The organism is Alteromonas pelagimontana, from assembly GCF_002499975.2.
Classification (GTDB): domain Bacteria; phylum Pseudomonadota; class Gammaproteobacteria; order Enterobacterales; family Alteromonadaceae; genus Alteromonas; species Alteromonas pelagimontana.
The window spans coordinates 1,549,677-1,570,475 of the sequence record NZ_CP052766.1; the positions used below are offsets into that span (position 1 = coordinate 1,549,677).

A 20,799-nucleotide genomic window follows, 5' to 3' on the forward strand; every position below is an offset into this window, starting at 1 on the left:
TATGGTGCTGTCCCATTACGATGGAATTAAGCTGTTTCGTAGTTCATTGCCTTACATTAATGCGCATCGGGGCAAAACCTTTGTCCTGATGTTCGGCGGCGAGGCCATTGAACATAGTAACTTTGCCAATATCATCCATGATATTGCTCTGCTCAACAGTCTGGGCGTGCGCGTTGTTATTGTGCACGGTGCCAGGCCTCAGATAGATCAACGTGTGGCCCTGCGACAAATTGAAGGGCGCTTTGCTGATGCTGTACGCATCACCGACAAACAAACATTAGAATGTGTAAAAGACGCTGCCGGGTCAGTGCGGTCTCAAATTGAAGCGTTGTTCACTATGGGGTTGCCCAATTCTCCGATGCATGGCGCGCAAATTCGCGTGGCGTCGGGCAATCTTGTGGTAGCTAAACCCATGGGCGTGCGTGGTGGTATTGACTTTGAAAACACCGGTCTGGTTCGGCGTATCGACACTACTGGCATTAATGATCATCTGAACGATGGTTCCATTGTCCTGCTTTCACCCATGGGATATTCCTCTACCGGCGAAGTCTTCAACCTTTCTCATGAAGACGTCGCTACGCAAGCCGCCATTGCGTTAAAAGCGGATAAGATAATCGTGTTTTCCAATTTTGATGGGATCTTTAATCAAGATGGTAAGTTGTTAAGAACCATTGAACGTCCGCAATTGGAACAGATGATATCGCAAGGAGAAATTCAGACAGAACAAACGGTACTGAGCGCCCTCACCACCAGCGTTGGCGCCGGCATTCCCCGCGCCCACTGTATCAGCTATGAAAAAGACGGTGCATTACTACAGGAACTATTTACCCGCGACGGCACCGGCTCCCTGGTACTTGAGCATCATTATGAACAGCTGCGCGGTGCCACTATTGATGACGTTGGTGGTATTCTTAAGCTGATTAAGCCATTAGAAGAAAGTGGAGCACTGGTTAAACGTTCTCGCGAACGTCTTGAAAGTGAGATTAACCAGTTTACCGTTATTGTGCGCGACGGGATGATTATCGCCTGCGCCGCGCTTTATATCTATCCGGCTGACGGTAGCGCTGAACTGGCTTGTGTAGCCACGCATCAGGATTATCGGGGGAAGAACCGCGGTGATCGAATTTTGGAAGAACTTAAAAAGCGTGCTTTAGAAGCGGAAGTCCACACGTTATTTGTGTTAACCACCGTGACCGGTCATTGGTTTCTCGAGCACGGATTTGTGCCTGCAGATATCAGCGCATTACCTACAGCCAAGAAAGAACTCTACAATTACCAGCGCAATTCAAAAGTTTATACTCTTTCGCTCCTTTAACAATGGCAGCTTATGCTGCCATTGTTAAACCCAGCGCGACTATTGAGCGTTTTTTGTGCGAAAGCGGCACGTGGTGGATTTGTATCATAGCGATATTGGCAAGACGGGAGGTGCAGAGCTATTCGACAGGCGGGCGGACGGTCTTGTTCGCTCTCTTGGAGCCTGCCCGAAGGTATTCCCCCGGGCAGAACCACTTTTACTCTATCGCCGCTATTGCCGCTTTTACTCTTGCAGCATAGTCAGGATCGGCTTGCTCATACTGAGCAAACATCGCTTCTTGAACATCTGCGGTTGCCTGACTTAATCCACCAGCAATATTTGATGCCAATTGATTTTTCTGATCTTCACTCATCAGACGAAATAGCTGACCCGCTTGGGTGAAGTTATCGTCATTCTCGTTGTTATGTACATCTAGCCAGGCATCTGCTTCCAGCGGCATAGGCGGCTCATCAACCTCCGGTACAGCTACCGGCGCTCCTTGATTACCGCGATTATTCGGATAAAAGTTCGCCCCGCTGCCTGCAAGATTGGGGTTAATTCCTGCAAATGCGCCGTCCCGCTGATAATTGTGTACAGGGCAACGCGGAGCGTTTACCGGAATCTGATTGTAGTTTGCGCCCATTCTATAACGATGCGCGTCTTGGTACGCAAGTAGGCGAGCCTGCAGCATCCGGTCTGGCGAAGCGCCAATTCCCGGCACTAAATTACTGGGTGCAAAAGCAGCCTGTTCATTTTCTGCAAAGAAGTTATCTACGTTGCGATTCAGCTCCAATTGCCCGACTTCAATTAATGGAAAGTCTTTATGTGGCCAGACTTTAGTAAGATCAAAGGGATTAATGTAATAGTATCTGGCATCATCCTGCGTCATGATCTGCACTTTTACTGTCCAGGAAGGAAAGTCACCTTTGTCGATACTTTCCACCAAATCCTGTTGCGCGCCATATGCCGGCCTTCTAGCCGCTTCTTCATTAGTCAGCGTTTTAATACCCTGATTAGTTTTAAAGTGCCATTTCACCCAATAACGCTCGCCGTCACGGTTCCAGAAGCTCAACGTATGAGAACTGTATCCATTGACATGACGATAGGACAACGGGATACCGCGATCAGACATCAATATGGTAGATTGATGTAACGACTGTGGGTTATTTGCCCAGAATTCGTAGATAGCCTGAGGATCCGGCAAATTAGTGCGCGGGTTCTTCTTTTGGCTATGGATAAAGTCAGGAAACTTAATGCCGTCGCGCAGGAAAAACACTGGCGTGTTGTTTCCGACCATGTCCCAATTTCCTTGCTGAGTATAAAACTTTAAGGCAAAGCCGCGGGGATCGCGGGCGTAATCACTTGAATCCTGACCGCCGCCTACTGTAGAGAAGCGCAGCAGCACATCAGTTTGGTGACCCACGTTTTGCAAGAAGTCTGCAATAGTATAACTTGATAAACTTTTGGTTAATGTAAATGTTCCGTACGCAGCACTGCCTCTGGCATGAACAACTCTTTCAGGTATTCTTTCGCGATTAAAATGCGCCAGCTTTTCGAAAAGATAGTGATTGTCAAAAGTAACTGGTCCACGAGCTCCCGCAGTGCGACTTTGATTATCTTGCGCTACGGGGGCGCCTGCGCTGGTAGTCATCGGACAACGTCTTTCATTACTCATTTTCAAATCCTCAAGGGTAAACCAATTTCTACCGCCTCAGTGCGATAGCTTCGACAACATGGTTATCAGGCGCTTCTTGTTGAGGCCCTTCTTGCGGTGAAGAGTAACTAATCGCTATTATCTAATCTATCTCGCATTACTAATCACTTTAATCGATTTAAAAGATTGACCCGTTCCTGCTTCGTTTAGCCGGTTGTTGGAAAGGGAGGATAAGTTAGGCCGCGAAAGGAATTATGAGGCCCGTATTACGAACTAAGGCAGTGATTTCAGGGAGAGAGATGGCTCAGCATTGCCGTCACCGGGGTTCTCTAACGACTTAAGAAAGGCGCTGTACACTGTATACACTGCTGTATCGCCCATTACTTCACCATGCTTTAAACCGCGAAATACGTGATATCTTTTGCGCGTAGTGATTGCCTCTTGATAAAGTTTTTTTGATAATTGCGGAGGAGTCTGCTGATCGTCCTCACCTACCATTATAAGCAGAGGAGCAGTTTGTGACTGCACTACCTCCACGTTATCCACTTTGGTTAACTTATCATCTATTTCCAGCTTCACAAACGGCGTGGCGTACCAAGGAACGAGGGTATCAGCCCATTCTGTTACGTTAGTTGCTCCAGCTTCTAACACTAAAGCGTCCACAGGACGTCGCATCGCTACATGCGCTGCCTCAAAGCTACCGAGCGACAACCCGTGCACCAGCAACTTGCCCTTTACCATGCTTTTTACGTAGTCAAAATTTGCCACTGCATTTGACTTAAGAGATTCTACAGAAGGAGTGCCTGTACTTTTGCCGTAACCAGGATGGTCAAATAAAAATATGTTCACATTCATTTTGGTAAATGCTTCTACTATTCCCGCCCCTTGACTGGAGACATCGAAAGCATTGCCCCCAAAATAAAGGATGGTAATAGAATTATCAGGATGACGCGCTGAAACACCATAGGCTCGCCTGCCGTCTTCCTGCTCAACCCAATGTGTATGCTGCTGGTAACCCTCGGGTAACGAAGCTATTACTTGTACGGAAGCGACGTCAGAGTGCATCGGCTGCATTATCTGAGATTCACTGATGTTAAGCGTAGTGCAACCGCTAACCCACCACAGCAGCAACATTATGGAAATTCCGTTTCTCATTTCTATTCCTTTTAGACCTGAAAAGGGAGACAAGAAGTGATGCCCGCTAACTATCTACATAACCCCAGATCGGCTTAAGCAACAACCATCGCATTGCGCTCAATGTCACTGATATTAAGGGATGGCTTGTTTTCTTTAAGACAATAAGCCACCAGACCAGCCATTAAATTGAGTGTAAAACCATTTATACTGCGATGCCTTGAGTGCTCAATGTATGAAATGTTCTTTAATTGGTCGTTGATAGTTTCAATAATGAAGCGCTTCGATAGCATCGCTCTGTCCCATAAAGACATCGCTTTTGCTTTCATATTTTTGCGAACCGTGGTGATAAGTTTGACGCCTTTCTCAAATAAATTAGCTTCTAATGCTTTGCTCAAATACCCTTTATCGCCATACAATTTGTCGGGTAAATGTCGAGCTAATTCTTCGACAGGTTTTGTGTCATGGACATTCCCCGTCGTCACTTTTGCCGCCACGATTTCACCCAGATGGTTCACTATCAAGTGTAGTTTAAAGCCGTAAAACCAGCCCATTGTTCCTTTTCCTCTTTGCGCTATCCCGTCAAAGGTTTTATGGCGAGGTATGCGAATGTTATGGCAAACCTTTAGGCTGGTAGAGTCAATGAATTCAATGCCTGTAGGCTTTCCCTTTAAAGTACTGAAGTAGGCACACATGGGCACAATTGTTCGCGGCATTACTTCTAAAAAGCGCGTATAACTAAGCAAATCAGGAAATGCGTTGCGATAAAATACTCTTACATATCCCGAGTAATAATTCTTAAAATCGCGATGATGTGACATGTGAAAACCGATGATGATTGTCATCATTTCACTCATTGACATACGGCACTCACGTCGTCGTCTTCTGGTGCCGTCTTCAAGTAGCTGCTTTTGCCATTGGGGAATAAACACTTTGCAAAAGTCATCGACATCGCAAAATAATTCAACTAGATTCTTCATGCCTGTTCCTTGTTGATTTGGTCATTTCTTTGTCGAAAGATCCGATCTTGGAACAGGCTTTTAGTTCAATTTCTTAAACAGGATTGGGGTTACATAGCTTTTTTGATGGCGCGCGGCTTTTTCCAGACTCAGGTTTGTGACGTTAACGCTCCACTATACCCTAACTTTTCCGATATGCTACTAAGGCCTGTTGACCTTTGCTGTTCAGTTGTGTAGCAAAGGTCGACAAGTCCAATATGCCACTATTTTCATGCGTGACTGGAGAGGCGCTAGCTTTCGTAAGGAATTGAGGTCTTAGAGGCTTTATGAATACGTCGAATCGTAAACAGGTTCACAACCAGCAAAGTAAATTCCAGTAATGTGCCCCCAATTGATCCCACCAGAATATTGTTTGTTAGCCAGCAAAGAGCTCCGAGTAAAAATCCTATTCGCATACGGATACCCGTTAAGCAAAAAATAGCGTAGGTGCCAATGCAACTGCCGACGATAGGAAACATGTCATACCAGAAATCCGACAAGTATATTCCCCAACTAAACGTAATGAATATGAAGATATAAGCAACCGGTTTTGAAGATGTTTTTAATGATAAACCGGTACGAGCTACTGATAACAGCGCACTGAGCGCGGCTGTCACTGAACCAAGTAAGGCAAAATGCAAGGTGTGGTTCAGGTTCATGATTACCATGACAATTTTGAGCCGTCGGTCATCATGCTGATAAAAACACAAAATACCGAGGGCAAAGCTCAACATTCCTACAGCCTGAGCAAAATTGAAGTCGGGTAAATTCATTGGATAGTAGGCAACACGGCGGGTGTGATGGCAAAGATAGAAGTGATGTGCCTACCCTATCAATTTGTGCTCAATAAGACAATTGTCTCCATGAAAGTTACCTAGGGAGAAGTCATAAGGTTTACCGGCAGGATGATGAAAAATCTAACGGAAAATTTGGCCTCTGGAAGATCTGAAGCTATCTACCCGACACGAAGGAAATCTCTGGGAACAATTTACACGATGTCGGTAAATTTTACACGAGCGCTTCAATTAGGAATAATTTATGATGTAAAACAACGACTTAGCTATTTGGCCCCCATATTGCATTAATGAAAAAATGAAATTGTTGCAATAGTCGCTGTAAGAAATAGGAAAAGCGTGGAGGAAAACCTCCATACTTTTACGTTTTTTGGCAAATTCGTTACAACTTCATCCATTCCAAAGTGCATTAAGTTTGGAATTTGCCATCCCCTTTCCATTCCAAAGGAAGCTGAATGCCCCATTTACTGATCCAAAGCAGTAAACGGGGCATTTTTATTCATACTCTCATACCCCAAAGTTTTTTTTAGATCGATGAAATTATTAGTGTCAGAGATTTTTACAACTTAATTTGTAGAAAAAGACGATTTTTCCGTCAGATTTAATACTAAAGTGCGAGAAATGAACATCCTCTTCGCTTACTTTACGATTGCTTCATCAATGTCTTTAGCACTATGACGTTCGGGTACCTGTCCACTCTCACCCCAAGTACAATTTACGATAATTCCCCGCTGAACCGCCGGACGCTCAGCAATTTGAGTGGCCCATCGCTTCACATGAGAATACTCATCAACTTGCAGAAATTCTGCCGCGTCATACAATTTTCCCAGTACTAACCCGCCATACCACGGCCATACCGCAATATCCGCTATGGAATATTCGTCACCGGCTAAGTAATGATTAAACGCCAGATGTTTATCTAACACATCCAACTGGCGCTTTGTTTCCATCGTAAACCGATTGATGGGATATTCGAGTTTTTCAGGTGCATAATGATAGAAATGTCCGAAGCCTCCTCCCAAAAATGGCGCTGCTCCTACCTGCCAGAATAGCCAGTTACGACATTCTGCTTTCGCTATTGGCTCTGCCGGGATGAAAGCATTAAACTTTTCAGCCAAATACTGCAATATTGCTCCTGATTCGAAAACCCGTAACGGCGGACTTACGCTATGATCCATCAAGGCTGGTATTTTGGAATTGGGGTTCACCTGCACAAAACCAGAGGAAAACTGATCGCCATCACCAATGTTAATGGTATAGGCATCATATTCTGCTTCTTTAATACCTAATGCCAGTAACTCCTCCAGCATTATAGCGACTTTCTGTCCATTAGGGGTCGCCATGGAATACAGCTGTAAGGGATGTTCACCAACGGGTAACGCTTGTTCGTGAGTTGGTCCAGCGATAGGCCTGTTAGTCTTTGCCCACCCGCTGTCTTCGTCTTGGTTCCAGCTCCACACTTTAGGCGGAGTGTACTCATCACTTTTGCTCATCTCTAACTCCTTTTACTGTCTTAAAGTGTGGTACGCGTCAATCGCGACTTTGGTTGAATCTACTGCGGGCGACCTTTGCAACGGCATTCAGGGAAATAAAAGGCGGACACTCCGTTGCCCGCAAACTGACAGACTAGTGCTTGTCCTACTAGTCTTATAAATTCAGGGAAAGATATGCCATTAATTCTGCTAGCTGATGATTAAACAACAGGCTTGTCGACTCGGTGGCTGCTTTCCATACTTGCTTTCTAGCACTGTTATAACAAGGTCCGTGCCACTAATTTAAAAGCTTTAATATTCAAATGATTATATAGAAAAAAGAGTACCTTCTGCAGGGTAGATAAAGATTAATGTTGCAGTTCTGCAACACTTTCCTTCCAATTTACATAGTTATACTAATCCACATTGATAAGCGATCAGCCCAGAGAAAATAGAGTTCCCGTTCAAGCCTCTTTCGCAACAGAGCTGCGCAGAATTAGGAAGTCACGTTTTCCTCAGCCAGCTTAGCCGCCTCACTTCCTGAAGCTGTATCAGTCGCACTTGCTTTGTGTTCACAAAGTAACGTACGGCTTCTTTGTCTGCAAACGGGGGGGCACGCTGAGCAATGGCTTGTGTGCGGATCTGCCTATGGAAATAGAGAAAAAACCGATAACATCTACGGAAGGCGGACGCGTAAATCAGAATCTATCTTTGTTGCCATTCAAATACGCTGGCCGATTTTTATACTAAAAAAGATTAGCGAACGATGCTTAAGAAAAGAGAAAAATCAGGCAATAAAAAATAGTGAAAACGCGAGGGACTAAAGCGCCGAAAGCTGCCAGATGGTCCATGCCAAGCGCAGGACCTTCCTATCCTCGCTGAATGATCACTTCGTTGCGTATTGCTCATAAAAGCAGCACGAACAAAGCTGTTCGCGCTGCTTTTATCTAAATACTGACGCGCTTATAGGGGCGGTATTCAGCTTGCCAGAAATTTCTTTCGATACTGGATCTGAGCGCCTCATCGGTCATTTCAAGCGCCAGTTCTTGCTGCATCGCTACCCGCGCCACAGCAAAGGCAATTTCTCTGCTGAGTTGAGCAATCTGTGTTAAAGGTGGCAGTAAAGCTCCCACTCCATTGTTCACCATAGGCGAGGCTGAAGCTAAGGCATCACTCGCTGCCATTAGCATTTCATCGCTTATCAATCTGGCTTTACTGGCTATTACGCCAAGTCCGATACCGGGAAAGATATAACTGTTGTTACATTGAGCAATGAAATATGTCTTATCTTTATAAACCACCGGTTTAAACGGGCTGCCGGTCGCAATAATCACCTCGCCATCCGTCCATTCAATAACCTGTTCAGGTCGCGCTTCTACCTGACGAGAAGGATTGCTTAGAGGAAAAATGATAGGAAGATGGCAGTTTTGTTTCATCGCCCGAATCACTTGCTCTGAGAATAAACCTGGCTGCCCCGAAACTCCGATCAATACGTCGGGCTTTGCGCAATACATTACGTCAAGAAGGGAAGGATAATCGCCGCTGTAAGTCCACTGTGCCAAATCGGCCTGCTTTTGTTGCAGCTTTTGCTGAAAATCCCGTAAACCAACCATTCCTTCGGTGATTAAGCCAAAGCGGTCAATCATAAACACCTGTTTACGAGCTTGTTCGTCAGACAGACCTTCCTTACACATTTGCTGCACAAGCATTTCGGCGATACCACAGCCGGCTGAACCTGAGCCTACAAATACCACCTTCATAGCAGAAAGTGGTTTTTGTTTCATACGACACGCGGCTAACAGTGTTCCTAATGTCACCGCAGCAGTACCTTGAATATCGTCGTTAAAACAGCAGATTTCTTTGCGGTAGCGGCTGAGGATTGGCATCGCATTAGGCTGAGCGAAATCTTCAAACTGAATCATAACGTCAGGCCAGCGGCGTTTAACTGCTTTGATAAACATATCAACAAATTCATCATATTCGTCTTGAGATATACGCGGGTGCCTCGCCCCCATGTACATAGGATCATTCAATAACTTTTCGTTATTCGTGCCCACATCCAACATAACCGGCAATGTATAGGCTGGGCTAATCCCGCCGCATGCCGTGTAAAGCGACAGTTTTCCTATGGGGATCCCCATACCGCCAATGCCCTGATCGCCCAATCCCAAAATACGCTCACCGTCTGTGACCACTATCACTTTCACTTTACGTTTAGTGGCATTCCTTACTATGTCATCCAGCTGATGCCTTTCTTCCCAGGAAACAAATAAGCCACGAGAACTGCGATAAATATCTGAAAACTGTTCACACGCATCGCCTACCGTGGGCGTGTAAATAATCGGCATCATCTCTTCTATATGACGCTGAATAAGACGATAAAATAACGTCTCGTTGTTATCCTGAATCGCACGCAAATAGATATGCTTATTTAACGCGTCATCGAAAGTGTTGTACTGCATGTACGCGCGTTCAACCTGCTCTTCAATACTTTCGTACCGGGGCGGCAACAGCCCAGTCAGGTTAAAGGAAGCACGTTCACGCGCCGTAAACGCGCTGCCCTTGTTCAGCAGCGGTGTTTCCAGCAACGAAGGCCCCGAATGGGGAATATAGAGGTATCGGTTTGAATCTTCTGACATTATGTTTCCGCGTTTTATCAGACGGTGAACGCCTGCGCCTGTAAGGTAATCAAATTAAAATATCTCCTCGGGCTCAAGGGCCGAGTTATCATCCTCTTGTGCAGGATCCACCACCTCATCATCTCTCACATAGACAGTAGGTTGGGTTCCTTGCAGGAAATATTCGAACAGTGTCGTATGGTCTGTGCGTCGGGTCAACTTTCCAGTGGTACGATCAATGCGTACACGCACGAGATCATCAGGAATCGGCATAGGCGCATAAGGTACGTCATCCAGCATCACTTGCATGAATCTTATCCATGCCGGACCTGCGGCTTTTGCACCATCCTCTGCGCCAATCATGGCGTTGCCTATCCAGTTAAATTTCTCTGGATTCCGGTTGATTAAATTTTGATTACGCGTGGCGCGCCCGAGATTTCGATTCGGATCATCAAAACCAACCCATGCTGTCGCCACTAAGTCGCGATGAAAGCCACTAAACCAGGTATCGCGCGAATCATTCGTTGTTCCGGTTTTACCCGCAATATCAGTACGCTGTAGAAGATTGCGCGCCCGCCAGCCGGTGCCCAGCCAGTAGGTTTTCTTGTTCCAGTCTCCGTTAGCACGCACACCCGTTCGCATCATATCTGCTACAAGAAAAGCATTTTGCGATGAAATAACCTGCGGAGCAGACTTTTTCGTTTTTTGTTCAGCTTCCTGCCCAAGAGCCACTTCACTTCCCAACTGTGCTGCCAACAATGCTTCTACGTCAGCATCCTCGCGGGTTGCCACTGCAGCTTCCGATCTTTCATTATCGCTACAGGGATTGCAATCCCACACCGGATCGGTTTTCCACAACACCTTGCCTTTTTCATTCAGCACCCTGTCGATGAAAAATGGCTGAACCAAAAAGCCGCCATTGGCTATAACCGACATCGCCCGCACGACTTCCAGTGGCGTGTGTGAGCCTGACCCTAAAGAGACAGTTTCATCGTGGGGAATATCGTCAGGGTTAAAACCAAACTTTTCCAGGTGTTTCACGGCGACGTCAATTCCCATGCCGCGCAATAGCCGGACAGACACAACGTTTTTCGACTTTCCTAACGCCACTCGTAGACGGATAGGGCCGTCATATTCTGCAGGCGAATTTTGTGGGCGCCAAGCCACGCCTGTTGCGGCATTCCACTGATTGATGGGAGCATCATTGATAATACTGGCGAGCGTATAACCATTTTCAATGGCCCCAGAATAAATGAACGGCTTAATATTTGAGCCTACTTGACGCTTAGCCTGAGTGGCGCGGTTAAACTGGCTTTGATAGAAACTGTAACCTCCGACTATTGCCTGAACTGCACCGTTATGAGGATTAATAGCGACAAACGCACCAGCCACTTCAGGGATCTGCGAAATCCGCCACTCTCCTTCCTGCTGACGCAGATAAATTACTGCGCCTGCAGACACAATATCATTGGCGGTTTCAGGCTCATCCCCTTGGCGAGAATCTGTAATGTAAGCTCTGGCCCAGTCCAAATTCTCCCAGGTAATGGTTCTTCGCTCGCCATCGGCATCCAGTACATCAATACTTTTTTCATTTACGGCAAGAACAGCCGCAGGCACTAACGGATAGTAGCGGGTTACGTGGGCCAACGCGTTGAGAATCTCTTTTTCGCTCCAAGCATCATTTGCTGGTGACTGATTCTGCTTGGTGGGCTCTTTATTCGCTTTTTGTGAGTCTGGATTTCCCCAGAGATATGAAACAGGTCCCCGATAGCCGTGACGCTCGTCGTAATCGTGCAGATTACGAACCACCGCTTGTTGCGCCGCTTGCTGGGTTGCAGAAGGTACCGTGGAGTAGACTTGGTAACCGCCGGTTTCGGCTTCTTCCTTGCCGTAAATCTTTACCATTTCTGAATACATCAGGTCAGCCAGATACGGTGCCCCGATTTCTATTTCGGCGCCATGTTTTTTCGCTGAAACTGGCTGAGCAGAAGCTTCGTCAAACTGTGCCTGCGTAATCAATTCTTCATCCAGCATACGCAGTAATACTACCCTGCGGCGCTCCTTAGAGCGTTCCGGGCCGCTTATCGGATTAAGCACAGAAGGCGCCTTAGGCAGACCGGCAATGGTGGCAAGCTGCGCCAGATCTAAATCTTGTAAAGACTTACCGTAATAGACCTGAGCGGCAGCGCCTACCCCAAATGCTCTGTGGCCTAGCTCCACTTTATTCAAATAAAGCTCAAGAATTTCTTCTTTAGAAAGCACCTGTTCTATGTGCCACGCAATGAAAACTTCTTTGATTTTGCGGATATACGTTTTTTCCCGGGAAAGGAAAAAGCCTCTCGCCAGCTGCATCGTCAGCGTACTTGCTCCCTGCTGTTTTTCACCTGTCAGCAGTAAATTAAATGCCGCCCGTGCTAAGCCAATGGGATCGATGCCATAGTGTTCATAGAACCGGCTGTCTTCTGTGGCTAACACAGCATTGATCAAATCTTGCGGAACATCCTCAAGTTTTACCGGAATCCGCCGTTTAACACCGTACTGGGAAATAAGTTTTCCATCGTGAGTGTAAATACGCATAGGCGTCTGCAAACGTACATCCTTCAGGACAGTGACGCTTGGCAAGTCAGGTTTGATATAAAAATAGATACCAACCAACGCAACAGCTCCAACAAGGCTGCCAATAGAAATGAGTAAAATAAGGAGTTTAATATGCTTCACGAAGACTATGATACCAAGGCTAACACGCCAAAATGATTTGTATTTTATACGTACGAATGGTTATTAGAACCCTAAACTTCAAAAAAATTGCGTAACATCCTAACGTAGAGCATTCATATGAGAATTTCGGAATCCAGCAAATGAAATCGCTGTTCAAAAAAAAGCTGCCCCCCATTGTGGGCCTTGATATAGGCACACGTCAAATAAAAGCAGTGTTGATCGAACAATCTGGCGACAACTATGTTCTGCAAGGATACGCATGTGAAGCCATAAATAAAATTGCCTTTGCCGAACGAGAAATTAAAGATTACGAGGCCGTAAGCATTGCTCTTAAAAAGGTAAAAAACGCATTAAAAACAAAAAGCAAAAATGTCGCAATCGGGGTGGCGGGAACATCCGTAATTAGTAAAACCGTTTATATGGAGCCGGATCAGAACGACTTTGAGTTGGAAAGCCAAATCGAAATTGAAGCGGATAGTTTAATTCCTTATCCGCTGGAAGAAGTTTATCTGGACTTCGAGGAGATTGGCCCAAGCAAATCCCATATCGGTAAAGTGAATGTTTTGCTTTCTGCCGCCCATAAAGATTTAGTAGATAGCCGCATTACTCTGGTGCGGGAAGTTCCTTATGAACCCAAAATTGTGGATATTGAAGGTTACGCTCTGGGCAATGCTATTGCGTATTTCTATCCCCGCGCCGCAGAAGATGAAAGAGTATGTTGTATTAACGTCGGCGCTTCGTTGCTTCAGGTTTGCGTTTGGCAAAACGGCCAGGTGATTTACAGTAAAGAGCATGCTTTTGGTATGAACGCTCTTGTTCAGGATATCGCCGCTATCCAGATGTTGGAACGGGAAGACGCTGAAAAGCAACTCATGAACGGTTCTTTGCCGAGTAGTTGGATACAAGATACGCTACCCATTTTCACCGCCAATTTGCAACAACAGATAAACCGCGCTATCCAGATGTATGTCAGTACTCTGCACGCTAGCAGACCGGATAAGCTTCTGCTAAGCGGCGGTGGAGCAACACTTCTTCCGCTGGTCGAAGCATTGCTTCAGGATTTAGGTATTGAAGTAGAAATGTTTAACCCTTTTGCGGGCATGACAATAAACCCTAAGCTGGATCAGAAACGTTTAGAAGAATTGGCTCCCCAGCTTGCTATTGCAGCAGGACTCGCAAGCCGGAGTTTTACCCCATGGCACATGTAAACCTGCTTCCCTGGCGTGAAAAACTGCGTCAGCACCAAAAACAACAGTATATTGGCGCGCTGGGCGCTGTGGCGGCAATTGTAGGACTAGTTTGCTGGTTTATCGGGCAGGCTATTGACCAGCAAATAAGTAACCAGAACGTCCGCAATAACTATATTCAAGGGGAAATATCTGCGCTGGATTCGCAAATTTCGCAAATTCAAAAGATAAAAGAGAGCAAAAACGCCATCGAGCAGAGAATGGCGCTTATAGAGCAATTACAGGTAAGCCGGAATGTGGCCCCTGCGGTTTTCGACGAGCTGGCGCGAATTGTTCCTCCCGGAGTATTTTTTAAGTCAATGCGCCGTATTGGCAACACGATTCAAATGGAAGGCGTAAGTGATTCTAATATCCGCTTGTCTGACTTTATGCGCCGTTTAGATGCCTCAACTGTTTTTTCCGGTGGAGAACTCTCTTCCATTGTAGCTGATACCAGCGAACGAGACGCTGTTAGTGACTTTACCTTAAAGTTTACCATTAGCCCCAATATTGCGCCTCCCCAGCCCGAAGACGAAATCAGCACTGGAGGCAAAAAATGAATTTTGATTTCAGTAAGTTAAAAGAACTTAATGAGTTGGATTTCGAACAGATTGCCATTTGGCCGAAAGAGGTAAAAATTGTAGTCTCACTGTTTGTTGCCATTTTGGTCGGCGGATTAGGCTACTGGTTTATTGTCAGCCCTAAATTACCGGTCCTTGATGCCGCGGAGGTTAAAGAGCAAGAACTGAAAAGGCAGTTTGAAGCAAAATATCGCATTGCAGTTAATCTATCGGCCTATAAAGCGCAACTGGATAAAATTGAAGAAGACTTCTCCTCCATGCTGAAATCTCTTCCCACCAGCAACGAAACGCCCGGGCTGTTGGACGATATAACCTATGTAGGCACTACGGCGGGTTTGAATTTTAAGTTACTTAACTGGCAACAAGAAATTCCAAAGGAATTTTATACCGAGTTACCTATTGAAATGGAAGTCTCCGGGGGCTACCACAACTTTGGAGAATTTGTTTCCAAAATCGCCGACTTACCGCGTATCGTTACGCTGCATGACTTTACTATTTCTCAAAACGAAGGCAGATTACGTTTGCAGCTACAAGCAAAGACGTACCGCACAGCATTAGCAAATGTGCAGGATGATAAAAAATGAAGATCCGCCCTATCATTTTTTCGCTTTTTTGTCTTGGCTCCCTGAGCGCGTGCGCGCCTCAGACTGATGATCTGGTGGCATATATTGCTCAGGTAAAGCAAAACACGCAGGTAAGAATTGAGCCTTACCCAGAATTTAAAACACAACCTGCCTTTACATATAAGGCCGCAAAGTTGCGCAGTCCCTTTGCTCCCCCGTTAGAACGCTCAGAACCGGTTGTCGTGGCAAAGCAGGCAAATTGTGTTCAACCCGACTTCGGCCGGCGAAAAGAAGCGCTTGAAAATTACGGATTGGACGCCTTGTCTCTAGGGGGAAGTTTTACCAGTCAAGGGGTGAAATGGGTATTGTTTAAATCGAATGATGGCAGCCTTCATAAAGCGAAAGTTGGCAGCAAGGTGGGGCTGTTTTACGGCACCATAAAAAAAATTACCAATAATTCTGTCATGATAGAACAATTGCTGCCGGATGGCGCGGGTTGCTGGCAACGCGAAGAAACCACGCTGACGATGTCTTCGACAGCAGGAGAAAACAAAAATGTCTGAGCGATACATATTTAATAAAAAACTTAACCGTAGTGGCCGCAAATGGTACTGGTTAAGCGGTTCTGTTGTGATGTTGGTACTTTTTAAAGTTCTGGCAGAACCTGCCGTCGCTCAAACCGTTGAGCCGGTGCTACTTGATCCTTATTCACAGCAGCAAGCGCCATTTTCTTCTACTTTAATGGATATTCGTTTTAAGCGCCAAGGACAAAAGGTTGCGATCACCACCATCGAATTTAATAACGAAAAAAGCAAACCGCAGATAATTGAAGCGCAAGGTGAACTTACCGTTTTGCTTCCTGGTACTGAATTAGCGAACGATCAACTAGTAGAGCTTGATGTGGCGCAATTTGGCACAGCGGTATCAAGTATCGAAACTTTTCAGGATGAAACTGGCGCCCGCGTGATATTGCGGTACGAAGGGCAAGTGTTTGCGCGCCACAGTCAGGAAGATAAACTTGTTCGCGTTGAAATTGAACCCATGACCGCAGAAGACGTTAAAAAGCTTCAGGATGACTCCAAATATACCGGTAATCCGATATCTCTGGATTTTCAAGATGTGCCCGTACGTCAGGTACTGCAAATTATTGCACAGGTAAACAGCTTTAATTTGGTAACCACCGATACAGTCACCGGCAATGTGACTATTCGTCTTTCTGGTGTGCCTTGGGATCAAGCGCTGGAAATGATTCTAAAAATTAAAGGATTGGATAAGCGCTTGGAAGGAAATATTTTGCTTGTTGCTCCCACAGAAGAACTGACCGCCAGGGAAACTCAGCTACTGCAATCGAAAAAACAGGTTGCTGATCTGGCGCCGTTACGAACTGCAAACATTGTTGTGAATTATGCCAAAGCCGAAGCTCTAGCGAATATTTTAAAAACGCAGGAGGGAGGAATACTGACAGATCGTGGTTCCGTCACGGTGGATGAACGAACCAACACCGTGTTAGTAAGAGACACGCAGGAATCCATTGACGAAGCTCGTCTGATGATTACGGCCTTGGACGTGCCGGTAAAACAGGTATTAATTGAATCTCGTATGGTGACTGTGCGTGATAACGTGGGTGAGGAACTAGGCGTCCGCTGGGGTTTTACTGATCAGCAGGGCGATGATGGCGTTTCAGGTTCTCTGGAAGGCGCGGGTACTGTCGCTGGCGGCGTTATTCCCTCACTTAACAACCGTCTTAACGTCAACCTTCCTGTAACCAATGACTCCGCCGGTAGAATAGGATTTCAGGTAGCCAGCCTGGTCGACGGCACTATTTTAGATTTGGAACTGTCTGCACTTGAGTCTGAAAATAAAGGTGAAATTATCGCGAGCCCACGCATTACTGTGGCAAACCAGCAAGAAGCCTATATTGAGCAAGGAACTGAAATTCCATACGTACAGGCCACTTCAAGTGGAGCAACGTCGGTAGAATTTAAAAAGGCAGTACTAAGTTTGACGGTAACGCCGCACATTACCCCCGATAACCGCATTATTTTAGATCTTGTTGTTACTCAGGATACTCGGGGCGACACGGTTCAGACCTCTACAGGCCCGGCAGTGGCTATCGACACGCAGGAAATAAAAACCCAGGTACTGGTGGAAAATGGCGAAACCGTGGTATTGGGAGGTATCTTCCAGCAGATAAACACCGATGATATTTCAAAAATACCGTTATTTGGTGATTTACCCGGAATCGGCGCTCTATTTAGAAACACTTCTACAATCTCGCAAAAGCGTGAATTGCTGATATTTGTTACGCCAAAGATAGTCACCGAGAGCCTTTAAAATAAGGATTTTTTAAACAGGGTATAGGAAAGCCCCCTTTTTCTGCTTTTTCTGAAGCCTAACCCTTTGAAAAACAAAGAAGTACATTTTAAGCACAACAAAACTTGCATCGTTACACGGGAAACTGAGATAATCGCGCTCTCGAAATTTAAGCGAGGTTTTAGGCGTGGTGCTTATTGGCAAGTGAATAAGCACGAGTGAACGGGTGGTCAGAAACAGGCTAGACGCACTACCCTTAACATTATAAAAGTTGTGATATAAGCAAATATGGCTGAAAAACGAAATATCTTTTTGGTTGGCCCAATGGGTGCAGGTAAAAGTACCATAGGCAGACATCTGGCAGACGAACTTCACCTCGAATTCTACGATTCCGATCAGGAAATCGAACGCCGCACTGGCGCAGACATCACATGGATTTTCGATTTAGAAGGTGAAGATGGCTTCCGCAAGCGCGAAGAAACTGTCATCAATGATCTGACAGATAAACAAGGTATCGTGCTTGCCACTGGTGGCGGTTCTATCGTAACTAAAGCTGTTCGCAACCGTTTATCTGCACGCGGCATTGTTGTCTATCTACAAACCACAATTGATAAGCAAGTTGCTCGTACACAACGCGACAAGCGTCGCCCGCTGCTGCAAAAGGGTGACCCTGAGCAGGTGTTGCGTGATCTTGCTGATTCGCGTAATCCTTTGTACGAAGAAGTTGCAGATTACATTGTAGATACTGATGATCAGTCTGCCCGCGCAGTAGCAAATCAAATCATTAGTAAAATTGGTTTATAACTTATAACGAAGAAGGAGCTACGCGCATGTCCCGTTTAACTGTAGAACTTGGGGAGCGTAGTTATCCTATTCACATTGAAGCCGGTCTGTTAAAGCAGACTGGCTTTTTTGCGTCTTATATAAAAGGCCCGCTGGCAGTCATTGTTACCAACGACACCATCTCTCCCCTTTACCTTGACGATATGATTGCGGCGTGTGGTGACAAGTCTGTTGAAGTCATCACCATACCTGACGGCGAGCAGTACAAGTCGCTTGAACAGTATGGCGTCATCATGACAAGGTTACTTGAAATGAATGCTGCCAGAGATACAACGCTTATTGCACTGGGTGGTGGCGTAGTGGGCGACCTTTGCGGCTATGTTGCCGCAACATATCAACGCGGAGTGCCCTTTATTCAGGTGCCCACCACCTTGCTTTCTCAGGTCGATTCTTCAGTAGGTGGCAAAACGGCAGTTAATCATCCGCTAGGCAAAAATATGATTGGCGCGTTCTACCAGCCCGTTCTGGTTGCCATCGATATTGCGACGCTTTCCACACTCCCGGCTCGAGAATTTGCTGCCGGTATGGCGGAAGTCATCAAATATGGCATTATTTACGACGCTTCCTTCTTTGATTGGCTGGAAAGCCACCATGATGCGCTGAACAGTTTGGACGAAAAGGCGTTAAAAGCAACCATTTTGCGATGCTGTGAGATTAAAGCCGATGTGGTAGCAAAAGATGAGCGGGAAGGCGGATTGCGTGCCATACTTAATTTAGGTCATACTTTTGGTCATGCTATTGAGGCAGAACAAGGGTATGGCAACTGGCTACATGGCGAAGCGGTAGCAGCAGGTACTGTTATGGCCTGTCATACTGCCATGCACCTGAACTGGATGAGCTCCGCGGAAGCGCTTCGTATTCAGGGACTGTTGGAAGCATTTGCGCTTCCTGTTACTGGTCCAGACAACATGGAGTACGATGCTTACATTAAGCACATGCGCAGAGACAAAAAAGTGGAAGCCGGAAATATTCGCTTTGTGTTACCTCAGGGCATTGGAAAGGCTGTTGTCACCAAAGATGTGACTGAAAGTATTCTGCGGCAGGTTCTTCAATAAACATTACAGTGCCAAGGGATTTTTCGCAGCAAGGATGACGAACAAAGGTTCAAACGGTGCACTCCGAATTACACGAAAGACTTGAGTATCTGGTCAATTATTCTTCGCAGCTGATATTTGTCAGCGGGGATTCCATTGCCCAGCAAAAGAAAACCTTAGAAGCCTTTGTTTTTCAGCAGCATGACGATACGGAAATTGCGTTCATTACTGCTGAAGCCTCCATGGAATTGTCGGATTATCGCCGACAGCTTTGTCGCCAATTGCTGGGTCAGGTAGTCGGAAGCTATGTTCGTCCGCTCAATGAATTACTGGCCGATCTTAACCAGCATAGCGGCCCGATACTGATCACAATTACCCAAGCCGAACATCTTCCCGACAGATTACTTCAGGAGTTGTGGGATTTAGTGCTGCAAAGCCGTTTTGCCAGCAATAAGCAACATTTGAATGTTCTGCTGTTTGGGGAAACACGTTGGGCCGAAAGCGCGAAGCAGTGGCTACCTGCGAAGAATACAGATACACCACTGTTGATAAGCAGCCAATCTGTAATTTCAGAACAGCTTGGAAGCGATCTTGACCGCATGATTGCAAAACGACGTGAAGCATTTCACGCCCATCTTGCCAAGCGACAGGAAAGTTCGGCCGTTGCCCTTCCCTCTAATCGTTTAAAATCACCTTGGTTCTGGGTGGGAATGACAGCGCTTTTTTTGGCTTTTTTCGTCGCTATATTAACCTGGCTTTACGGCGACAATATCAACAGCCTGTTTGCACCAATAGATGCAGAGCCTACGCAGCAGCCCCAACCGCAGGTAGTCGCAGGTTCCTCATTTGCCGAGCTCGCTGATGTCGAACAAGCACTGGAAGCGTCCAAAAATTCGCCGTTAAAAGACGAATCTGAAAACGCTGAGTCTGGTGATAATGACCAGCTTGTCAGGCAATGGAAAGACGCCATTGCAGCCACTGCCCCTGTGGAAAAGGAACCGAACGACAATGAACAAGGCGCTGCCGATAGCGCACTTCAAACTCCTATCACCAACCTTGAAGATAACAATAGCAGCATCAGCGACAACGCTCCGGCTATTCCACGTGGTGAGACCCCGGAAGAAAGCGCAGAGGTAGCAACAAGTGATGCCGGTGAACTCAAAGCAGTCGCAGCTGATACTGCTCGTGCTACATCTGAGAGCGTGCCCGAACAACCTGTATCCGTGCAGGTAGACAATGCAATGCTTGCAAATACGCTACGAAATGAGGATTTTGTCATTCAGTTAGCAGGGCTGAAAGACGGCAATCTATTACAGCAATTTATGGCGGATTACGAATTGCAGTCACAGGTTTGGATTTATCGTACCACGCGCTATGGCGGCGACTGGTTCGTGCTGATATTTCATCAGCCGTTCTCCTCGCTGGCTTTAGCCAGACAAGCTGCTGATATGCTTCCTCCGTTTCCTGGTAAAGAGAACGCGTTCGTAAAGCGCGGCTCCCAAGTGTTGGAAGAGCTACAACAAGCGGGCTCCGAATAATTTTAGCCGCTTATCTTGT

Annotated in this window: 16 protein-coding genes; 9 read left to right on the forward strand and 7 right to left on the reverse strand. The window is 46.2% G+C overall.

What is annotated here, in order from left to right:
- Position 1: 1 nt before the first annotated feature.
- Positions 2-1,315 carry an amino-acid N-acetyltransferase gene (gene argA / locus CA267_RS07010; RefSeq protein WP_075608153.1) on the forward strand — a complete coding sequence of 438 codons (1,314 nt, stop codon included), beginning with the start codon at positions 2-4 and terminating at the stop codon, positions 1,313-1,315.
- 196 nt (positions 1,316-1,511) lie between these two features.
- Here the strand turns inward: argA and CA267_RS07015 are convergent, their stop codons facing one another.
- The 7 genes from CA267_RS07015 to CA267_RS07045 form a co-directional block, all read right to left on the reverse strand.
- Entirely contained in the window at positions 1,512-2,969 is a 1,458-nt protein-coding gene (locus CA267_RS07015) for a catalase (RefSeq protein WP_075608152.1), read from the reverse strand.
- Positions 2,970-3,221: 252 nt separating this feature from the next.
- Positions 3,222-4,103, reverse strand: a complete 882-nt coding sequence (locus CA267_RS07020; protein WP_075608151.1) for an alpha/beta hydrolase — start codon at positions 4,101-4,103, stop codon at positions 3,222-3,224.
- A gap of 74 nt (positions 4,104-4,177) precedes the next feature.
- A complete protein-coding gene (locus CA267_RS07025) occupies positions 4,178-5,062 on the reverse strand; it encodes an IS982 family transposase (protein WP_075607931.1) in 885 nt (294 codons plus the stop codon).
- A gap of 269 nt (positions 5,063-5,331) precedes the next feature.
- The gene (locus CA267_RS07030; protein WP_075608149.1) at positions 5,332-5,853 is read right to left on the reverse strand and encodes a YgjV family protein; all 522 of its coding nucleotides are present in this window, start codon (positions 5,851-5,853) and stop codon (positions 5,332-5,334) included.
- 659 nt (positions 5,854-6,512) lie between these two features.
- A complete protein-coding gene (gene yghU / locus CA267_RS07035; RefSeq protein ID WP_075608148.1) occupies positions 6,513-7,367 on the reverse strand; it encodes a glutathione-dependent disulfide-bond oxidoreductase in 855 nt (284 codons plus the stop codon).
- A gap of 926 nt (positions 7,368-8,293) precedes the next feature.
- Complete coding sequence (locus tag CA267_RS07040) at positions 8,294-9,985, reverse strand: NAD-dependent malic enzyme (RefSeq protein WP_075608147.1); 1,692 nt, start codon at positions 9,983-9,985, stop codon at positions 8,294-8,296.
- A gap of 54 nt (positions 9,986-10,039) precedes the next feature.
- Positions 10,040-12,682, reverse strand: coding sequence for a penicillin-binding protein 1A (locus CA267_RS07045; protein WP_075608146.1), 2,643 nt, complete (start codon positions 12,680-12,682; stop codon positions 10,040-10,042).
- A 140-nt stretch (positions 12,683-12,822) separates the two neighbouring features.
- Here CA267_RS07045 and pilM point away from each other — a divergent pair, with 140 nt between their 5' ends.
- The 8 genes from pilM to CA267_RS07085 all read left to right on the forward strand — a co-directional run bounded on the left by pilM (position 12,823) and on the right by CA267_RS07085 (position 20,780).
- Positions 12,823-13,890 (forward strand): type IV pilus assembly protein PilM, encoded by a 1,068-nt coding sequence (gene pilM, locus CA267_RS07050; protein ID WP_075608145.1) that lies wholly within the window; start codon positions 12,823-12,825, stop codon positions 13,888-13,890.
- The gene (locus CA267_RS07055) at positions 13,878-14,468 is read left to right on the forward strand and encodes a PilN domain-containing protein (RefSeq protein ID WP_075608144.1); all 591 of its coding nucleotides are present in this window, start codon (positions 13,878-13,880) and stop codon (positions 14,466-14,468) included. Before pilM ends, CA267_RS07055 begins: the two co-directional genes overlap by 13 nt.
- The gene (locus CA267_RS07060; protein ID WP_075608143.1) at positions 14,465-15,073 is read left to right on the forward strand and encodes a type IV pilus inner membrane component PilO; all 609 of its coding nucleotides are present in this window, start codon (positions 14,465-14,467) and stop codon (positions 15,071-15,073) included. The genes CA267_RS07055 and CA267_RS07060 overlap by 4 nt, the downstream gene beginning before the upstream one ends.
- Entirely contained in the window at positions 15,070-15,615 is a 546-nt protein-coding gene (locus tag CA267_RS07065) for a pilus assembly protein PilP (RefSeq protein ID WP_075608142.1), read from the forward strand. The genes CA267_RS07060 and CA267_RS07065 overlap by 4 nt, the downstream gene beginning before the upstream one ends.
- Entirely contained in the window at positions 15,608-17,386 is a 1,779-nt protein-coding gene (locus CA267_RS07070) for a type IV pilus secretin PilQ (RefSeq protein WP_075608141.1), read from the forward strand. Before CA267_RS07065 ends, CA267_RS07070 begins: the two co-directional genes overlap by 8 nt.
- Positions 17,387-17,653: 267 nt before the next feature.
- The gene (gene aroK / locus CA267_RS07075; protein ID WP_075608140.1) at positions 17,654-18,169 is read left to right on the forward strand and encodes a shikimate kinase AroK; all 516 of its coding nucleotides are present in this window, start codon (positions 17,654-17,656) and stop codon (positions 18,167-18,169) included.
- A 26-nt stretch (positions 18,170-18,195) separates the two neighbouring features.
- Positions 18,196-19,263 (forward strand): 3-dehydroquinate synthase, encoded by a 1,068-nt coding sequence (aroB, locus tag CA267_RS07080; protein WP_075608139.1) that lies wholly within the window; start codon positions 18,196-18,198, stop codon positions 19,261-19,263.
- Positions 19,264-19,319: 56 nt separating this feature from the next.
- The gene (locus CA267_RS07085; RefSeq protein WP_075608138.1) at positions 19,320-20,780 is read left to right on the forward strand and encodes an SPOR domain-containing protein; all 1,461 of its coding nucleotides are present in this window, start codon (positions 19,320-19,322) and stop codon (positions 20,778-20,780) included.
- The last annotated feature ends 19 nt before the right edge of the window (positions 20,781-20,799 follow it).